Source organism: Bacillus sp. ATD, from assembly GCF_050585765.1.
Lineage (GTDB): Bacteria > Bacillota > Bacilli > Bacillales > Bacillaceae > Bacillus > Bacillus stercoris.
Map to the genome: position 1 here is coordinate 49,094 of NZ_JBOBQH010000015.1, position 6,156 is coordinate 55,249.

8 protein-coding genes are annotated in these 6,156 nt (G+C 43.8%); all 8 read left to right on the forward strand.

Going from position 1 to position 6,156, the window contains the following annotated elements:
• Nucleotides 1-5 precede the first annotated feature (5 nt).
• The 8 genes from pabA to lysS all read left to right on the forward strand — a co-directional run bounded on the left by pabA (nucleotide 6) and on the right by lysS (nucleotide 5,942).
• Entirely contained in the window at nucleotides 6-590 is a 585-nt protein-coding gene (gene pabA / locus ACQXR1_RS21490) for an aminodeoxychorismate/anthranilate synthase component II (protein ID WP_172641354.1), read from the forward strand.
• Nucleotides 590-1,471 (forward strand): aminodeoxychorismate lyase, encoded by an 882-nt coding sequence (gene pabC / locus ACQXR1_RS21495; RefSeq protein ID WP_430772815.1) that lies wholly within the window; start codon nucleotides 590-592, stop codon nucleotides 1,469-1,471. Before pabA ends, pabC begins: the two co-directional genes overlap by 1 nt.
• Nucleotides 1,453-2,310, forward strand: a complete 858-nt coding sequence (gene folP, locus ACQXR1_RS21500; RefSeq protein WP_040081051.1) for a dihydropteroate synthase — start codon at nucleotides 1,453-1,455, stop codon at nucleotides 2,308-2,310. The genes pabC and folP overlap by 19 nt, the downstream gene beginning before the upstream one ends.
• Complete coding sequence (folB, locus tag ACQXR1_RS21505; RefSeq protein ID WP_040081049.1) at nucleotides 2,303-2,665, forward strand: dihydroneopterin aldolase; 363 nt, start codon at nucleotides 2,303-2,305, stop codon at nucleotides 2,663-2,665. Before folP ends, folB begins: the two co-directional genes overlap by 8 nt.
• Entirely contained in the window at nucleotides 2,662-3,165 is a 504-nt protein-coding gene (folK, locus tag ACQXR1_RS21510; RefSeq protein WP_014662506.1) for a 2-amino-4-hydroxy-6-hydroxymethyldihydropteridine diphosphokinase, read from the forward strand. The genes folB and folK overlap by 4 nt, the downstream gene beginning before the upstream one ends.
• Nucleotides 3,117-3,326, forward strand: coding sequence for a helix-turn-helix domain-containing protein (locus tag ACQXR1_RS21515; RefSeq protein WP_014662507.1), 210 nt, complete (start codon nucleotides 3,117-3,119; stop codon nucleotides 3,324-3,326). Before folK ends, ACQXR1_RS21515 begins: the two co-directional genes overlap by 49 nt.
• A gap of 23 nt (nucleotides 3,327-3,349) precedes the next feature.
• Complete coding sequence (gene dusB, locus ACQXR1_RS21520) at nucleotides 3,350-4,351, forward strand: tRNA dihydrouridine synthase DusB (protein ID WP_069150738.1); 1,002 nt, start codon at nucleotides 3,350-3,352, stop codon at nucleotides 4,349-4,351.
• 91 nt (nucleotides 4,352-4,442) lie between these two features.
• On the forward strand, nucleotides 4,443-5,942 hold the full coding sequence (gene lysS, locus ACQXR1_RS21525; protein ID WP_014662509.1) for a lysine--tRNA ligase: 1,500 nt from the start codon (nucleotides 4,443-4,445) through the stop codon (nucleotides 5,940-5,942).
• Nucleotides 5,943-6,156 lie beyond the last annotated feature (214 nt).

Genomic DNA, 6,156 nt, shown 5'->3' on the forward strand with positions numbered 1-6,156 from the left:
GAGAAATGATTTTAATGATTGATAACTACGATTCATTCACGTACAACTTGGTACAGTATTTGGGCGAGCTTGGGGAAGAGCTGGTTGTGAAACGCAATGACAGCATCACAATCGAAGAAATTGAAGAACTGTCTCCGGACTTTCTGATGATATCTCCCGGACCGTGCAGCCCTAATGAGGCGGGAATCAGCCTCGAAGCCATTAAACATTTTGCAGGGAAAATTCCTATTTTCGGTGTGTGCCTTGGACATCAGTCCATTGCACAAGTGTTCGGTGGCGACGTGGTTAGGGCAGAACGGCTTATGCACGGGAAAACCTCGGATATCGAGCATGACGGCAAGACCATTTTTGAAGGGTTGAAGAATCCCCTTGTTGCGACACGTTACCACTCGCTGATCGTAAAACCTGAGACGCTGCCAAGCTGTTTTACAATAACAGCCCAAACGAAAGAAGGAGAAATCATGGCTATTCGCCACAATGACCTCCCGATAGAGGGCGTGCAATTTCACCCCGAGTCTATCATGACCTCCTTTGGAAAAGAAATGCTCAGAAATTTTATTGAGACATACCGCAAGGAAGTTATTGCGTGATGATATATGTGAACGGCCGGTATATGGAGGAGAAAGATGCAGTTCTTTCTCCTTTTGACCATGGGTTTTTATACGGAATCGGTGTTTTCGAAACCTTCAGGCTCTACGAAGGCTGTCCGTTTTTGATTGATTGGCATATAGAACGGCTTGAACGCGCGCTTAAGGATCTGCAAATTGAATATACTGTTTCAAAGCATGAGATCCTTGAGATGTTGGACAAGCTGCTAAAGCTAAATGATATTAAGGATGGAAATGCCCGTGTCAGACTGAACATATCAGCGGGGATCAGCGATAAAGGCTTTGTCGCCCAGACGTACGATAGGCCGACCGTTTTATGCTTTGTAAATCAGCTGAAACCAGAAAGCCTCCCATTGCACAAAGAAGGAAAGGTTTTATCGATACGGAGAAACACTCCGGAGGGATCGTTCCGGTTAAAATCTCATCATTATCTAAATAATATGTATGCGAAACGGGAGATTGGAAATGACCCGCGTGTCGAGGGAATATTCTTAACGGAGGATGGAGCTGTTGCAGAGGGTATCATATCTAATGTCTTCTGGAGAAAAGGCAGCTGTATCTATACGCCATCGCTTGATACTGGTATCCTGGACGGCGTCACGAGGCGTTTTATTATAGAAAATGCAAAGAATGCAGGTTTGGATCTGAAAACGGGCCGATATGAGCTAGAAGCTCTCTTGACAGCTGACGAAGCGTGGATGACGAACTCGGTTCTTGAAATCATCCCGTTTACTAAAATAGAAGAGGTAACCTATGGAAGCCAAACAGGAGAAGCAGTCTCCGCTCTTCAATTGCTATATAAAAAAGAGATAAAGAACATGATACATGAAAAGGGAGGAAGAGCATGGCGCAGCAAACGATAAATCAAACACAAGTCATCCACACCAAGCCCAGCGCTTTATCATATAAAGAGAAGACGCTGGTGATGGGAATTTTAAACGTAACGCCTGACTCTTTCTCGGACGGCGGGAAGTATGACAGCTTGGACAAGGCATTGCTGCACGCGAAAGAGATGATCGATGACGGTGCCCATCTCATAGATATCGGAGGAGAATCGACAAGGCCTGGCGCTGAGTGCGTGTCTGAAGATGAGGAGATGTCCAGAGTCATTCCGGTGATTGAGAGAATTACAAAGGAGCTTGGTGTTCCTATTTCTGTAGATACGTACAAGGCTTCTGTCGCAGATGAAGCTGTGAAAGCCGGCGCATCCATTATCAATGATATTTGGGGAGCCAAACATGATCCGAGGATGGCTTCCGTTGCAGCTGAACACAATGTTCCGATTGTTCTCATGCATAACCGCCCAGAAAGAAACTACAATGACTTATTGCCGGATATGCTGTCGGACTTAATGGAGAGTGTAAAAATTGCTGTTGAGGCTGGAGTAGACGAGAAGAACATTATTCTTGATCCCGGTATCGGTTTCGCGAAAACCTATCACGACAACTTGGCAGTGATGAACAAGCTGGAGATTTTCAGCGGATTGGGATATCCGGTTCTTCTGGCAACCTCCCGCAAAAGATTCATCGGACGAGTTCTGGATCTTCCGCCCGAGGAGCGGGCTGAGGGCACGGGTGCGACTGTGTGTCTCGGCATTCAAAAAGGCTGTGACATTGTCAGGGTCCATGATGTAAAACAAATTGCCAGAATGTCGAAAATGATGGACGCGATGCTGAATAAGGGAGGGGTGCACCATGGATAAAGTTTATGTAGAAGGTATGGAGTTTTACGGATATCACGGTGTGTTCAAAGAAGAAAACAAACTTGGCCAGCGGTTTAAAGTCGATTTAACCGCTGAGCTGGATTTAAGCAAAGCCGGACAAACAGACGACCTTGAGCAAACGATCAACTATGCTGAGCTCTATCACGTATGTAAAGATATCGTGGAAGGGGAGCCTGTAAAATTGGTGGAAACGCTGGCAGAACGTATTGCCGACACTGTTCTCAAACAATTTCAGCCGGTTCAGCAATGTACGGTGAAAGTCATTAAGCCAGATCCGCCAATTCCGGGACACTATAAATCAGTAGCAATTGAAATCACGAGAAAAAAGTCATGAACAACATAGCTTATATTGCACTTGGATCTAACATTGGAAATAGAGAAACGTATTTAAGGCAAGCGGTGGCTCTGCTGCATCAGCATGCTGCTGTGACAGTCACTAAAGTGTCGTCTATTTACGAAACTGACCCGGTCGGATACGAAGATCAAGATGAGTTTTTGAATATGGCTGTTGAAATCAAAACATCACTAAACCCTTTTGAACTTCTTGAACTGACGCAGCAGATAGAAAACGAATTAGGCAGAACAAGGGAAGTAAGATGGGGGCCGCGGACGGCAGACCTTGACATTTTGTTATTTAATCGTGAAAATATTGAAACAGAGCAACTAATTGTTCCGCATCCGAGAATGTATGAGCGTTTGTTTGTCCTTGCGCCGCTTGCGGAAATTTGCCAGCAGGTTGAAAAAGAGGCTACAAGCGCTGAAACAAACCAAGAAGGTGTAAGAGTATGGAAGCAGAAATCTGGGGTAGACGAATTCGTGCATTCAGAAAGCTGAAAGGTTATACTCAAGAAGGATTTGCAAAGGCGTTAGGTATATCAGTTTCTATTCTCGGCGAAATTGAACGCGGAAACCGATTGCCGTCGGCTGTCATCATTCAAGATGCGGCAGATGTTTTAAATATAAGTGCGGACGAATTGGCACCGCCAGAAAAATAGAACAAACGAAAGGAGGAGAAAAATTGTTCAAAATCGGAGATATTCAATTGAAAAACCGGGTTGTGCTCGCACCTATGGCTGGTGTCTGCAACTCTGCGTTCAGATTGACTGTAAAGGAATTCGGAGCCGGATTGGTATGCGCTGAAATGGTCAGTGACAAAGCGATTCTTTACAACAATGCAAGAACAATGGGTATGCTTTATATCGATGAACGTGAGAAACCTCTAAGCCTACAAATTTTCGGAGGACAAAAGGATACCCTTGTGGAAGCGGCGAAGTTTGTAGACCAGAACACAACTGCTGATATCATTGATATTAACATGGGATGTCCTGTGCCAAAGATTACAAAATGCGATGCGGGAGCCAAATGGCTTCTTGATCCTGATAAGATTTATGAGATGGTTTCTGCAGTAGTAGATGCCGTCGATAAACCAGTAACAGTGAAAATGAGAATGGGCTGGGATGAAGACCATATTTTCGCGGTAAAAAATGCACAAGCTGTAGAACGTGCGGGCGGTAAAGCAGTTGCGCTTCACGGCCGTACGAGAGTGCAGATGTATGAAGGAACGGCAAACTGGGACATCATCAAGGAAGTGAAACAATCCGTTTCGATTCCGGTTATCGGAAACGGCGATGTTAAAACACCGCAGGATGCTAAGCGCATGCTTGATGAAACAGGAGTAGACGGTGTCATGATCGGACGCGCTGCATTGGGCAACCCGTGGATGATTTACCGTACGGTTCAGTATCTTGAAACAGGTGAATTAAAAGAAGAGCCGCAAGTACGCGAAAAAATGGCCGTATGCAAACTGCATCTTGACCGCCTGATTGACTTAAAAGGTGAAAACGTAGCGGTAAGAGAAATGAGAAAGCATGCTGCATGGTATCTGAAAGGTGTAAAAGGCAATGCGAACGTTCGTAATGAAATCAATCATTGCGAGACAAGAGAAGAGTTTGTACAGCTTTTAGATGCGTTTACGGTTGAAGTTGAGGCAAAAGAGCTTCAAAATGCAAAAGTAGGATAATACCCACCTCTATTTGCTGCTCACTGCTAGTTTTGCGCTGGCAGTTTTTCTGCTTTTTTCATGAAACAATATCTGTAATGGAGTGATAACAATGAGTCAAGAAGAGCATAACCATGAAGAATTGAATGATCAGCTGCAAGTCAGACGCGATAAAATGAATCAGCTGAGAGATAACGGCATCGATCCATTTGGGGCACGTTTTGAAAGAACTCATCAGTCTCAAGAAGTTATTTCGGCATATCAAGATCTAACCAAAGAAGAGTTAGAAGAAAAAGCGATTGAAGTTACAATCGCAGGCCGCATGATGACAAAACGCGGCAAAGGAAAAGCCGGCTTTGCTCATATTCAGGACTTAGAAGGGCAAATCCAAATCTACGTAAGAAAAGACAGTGTCGGTGACGACCAGTATGAAATCTTCAAGTCTTCTGACCTTGGTGATCTGATCGGCGTAACCGGAAAAGTCTTCAAAACAAATGTAGGCGAATTGTCTGTTAAGGCAACTTCCTTTGAATTGCTGACAAAAGCGCTTCGTCCGCTTCCTGACAAATACCATGGTTTAAAAGACGTTGAGCAGCGCTATCGTCAACGCTACCTGGATCTTATCGTAAACCCAGACAGCAAACATACATTCATCACACGAAGCAAGATCATTCAAGCTATGAGAAGATATCTTGATGATCATGGATACTTAGAAGTAGAAACACCTACAATGCACAGCATTCCTGGGGGAGCTTCTGCACGTCCATTTATCACTCACCACAATGCATTAGATATTCCACTCTATATGCGTATTGCAATTGAACTGCATCTAAAACGCCTAATTGTCGGCGGTTTAGAAAAAGTATATGAAATCGGCCGTGTTTTCCGTAACGAAGGTGTCTCTACACGCCATAACCCTGAATTTACGATGATTGAATTATATGAAGCATATGCGGACTATAAAGATATCATGAGCTTAACTGAAAACCTTGTCGCTCATATCGCCCAAGAAGTGCTTGGCACAACTACGATTCAATACGGAGAAGAGGAAATAGACCTTAAACCGGAGTGGAAAAGAATCCATATGGTTGACGCAGTCAAAGAAGCGACTGGCGTTGATTTCTGGAAAGAGGTTACTGTTGAACAGGCGCGTGAATATGCAAAAGAACACGGTGTAGAAATTAAAGATTCTATGACAGTAGGGCATATCATCAACGAATTCTTCGAACAAAAAATTGAAGAAACGCTTATTCAGCCAACGTTTATTTACGGGCATCCTGTAGAAATTTCTCCTCTTGCTAAGAAAAACCCTGAGGACCCGCGTTTTACAGACCGTTTTGAACTGTTTATCGTCGGCCGTGAACATGCCAACGCGTTTACAGAGCTGAATGATCCTATTGATCAAAGAGAACGCTTTGAAGAGCAATTAAAAGAACGTGAAGCCGGTAATGATGAAGCTCATCTAATGGATGAAGACTTTGTTGAAGCTCTGGAATACGGTATGCCGCCAACAGGAGGTTTAGGTATCGGTATCGACCGTCTGGTTATGCTGTTGACGAATGCCCCTTCTATTCGCGATGTGCTGTTATTCCCGCAAATGAGACAACGCTAATAAAGAAGAGCGGTATCCTTTCTCTATGGAGGATACCGCTCTTTTTAAATTGCTTAGTATTTCTTCAAAAAAACTATTGCACTATTATTTACAAGGTGGTATATTATTATTCGTTGCCGCTAAACAAGGCGATAACGAAAAAAAGAACTTCAGAAAAGTTATTGACTTCACTGAGTCAACGAGTTATAATAATAAAGTCGCTTGAACGAAGTGG

Coding starts and splice junctions, on each gene's coding strand:
- pabA (WP_172641354.1), top strand. CDS start 6: ATGATTTTAATGATTGATAACTACGATTCATTCACGTACAACTTGGTA.
- pabC (WP_430772815.1), top strand. CDS start 590: ATGATATATGTGAACGGCCGGTATATGGAGGAGAAAGATGCAGTTCTT.
- folP (WP_040081051.1), top strand. CDS start 1,453: ATGGCGCAGCAAACGATAAATCAAACACAAGTCATCCACACCAAGCCC.
- folB (WP_040081049.1), top strand. CDS start 2,303: ATGGATAAAGTTTATGTAGAAGGTATGGAGTTTTACGGATATCACGGT.
- folK (WP_014662506.1), top strand. CDS start 2,662: ATGAACAACATAGCTTATATTGCACTTGGATCTAACATTGGAAATAGA.
- ACQXR1_RS21515 (WP_014662507.1), top strand. CDS start 3,117: ATGGAAGCAGAAATCTGGGGTAGACGAATTCGTGCATTCAGAAAGCTG.
- lysS (WP_014662509.1), top strand. CDS start 4,443: ATGAGTCAAGAAGAGCATAACCATGAAGAATTGAATGATCAGCTGCAA.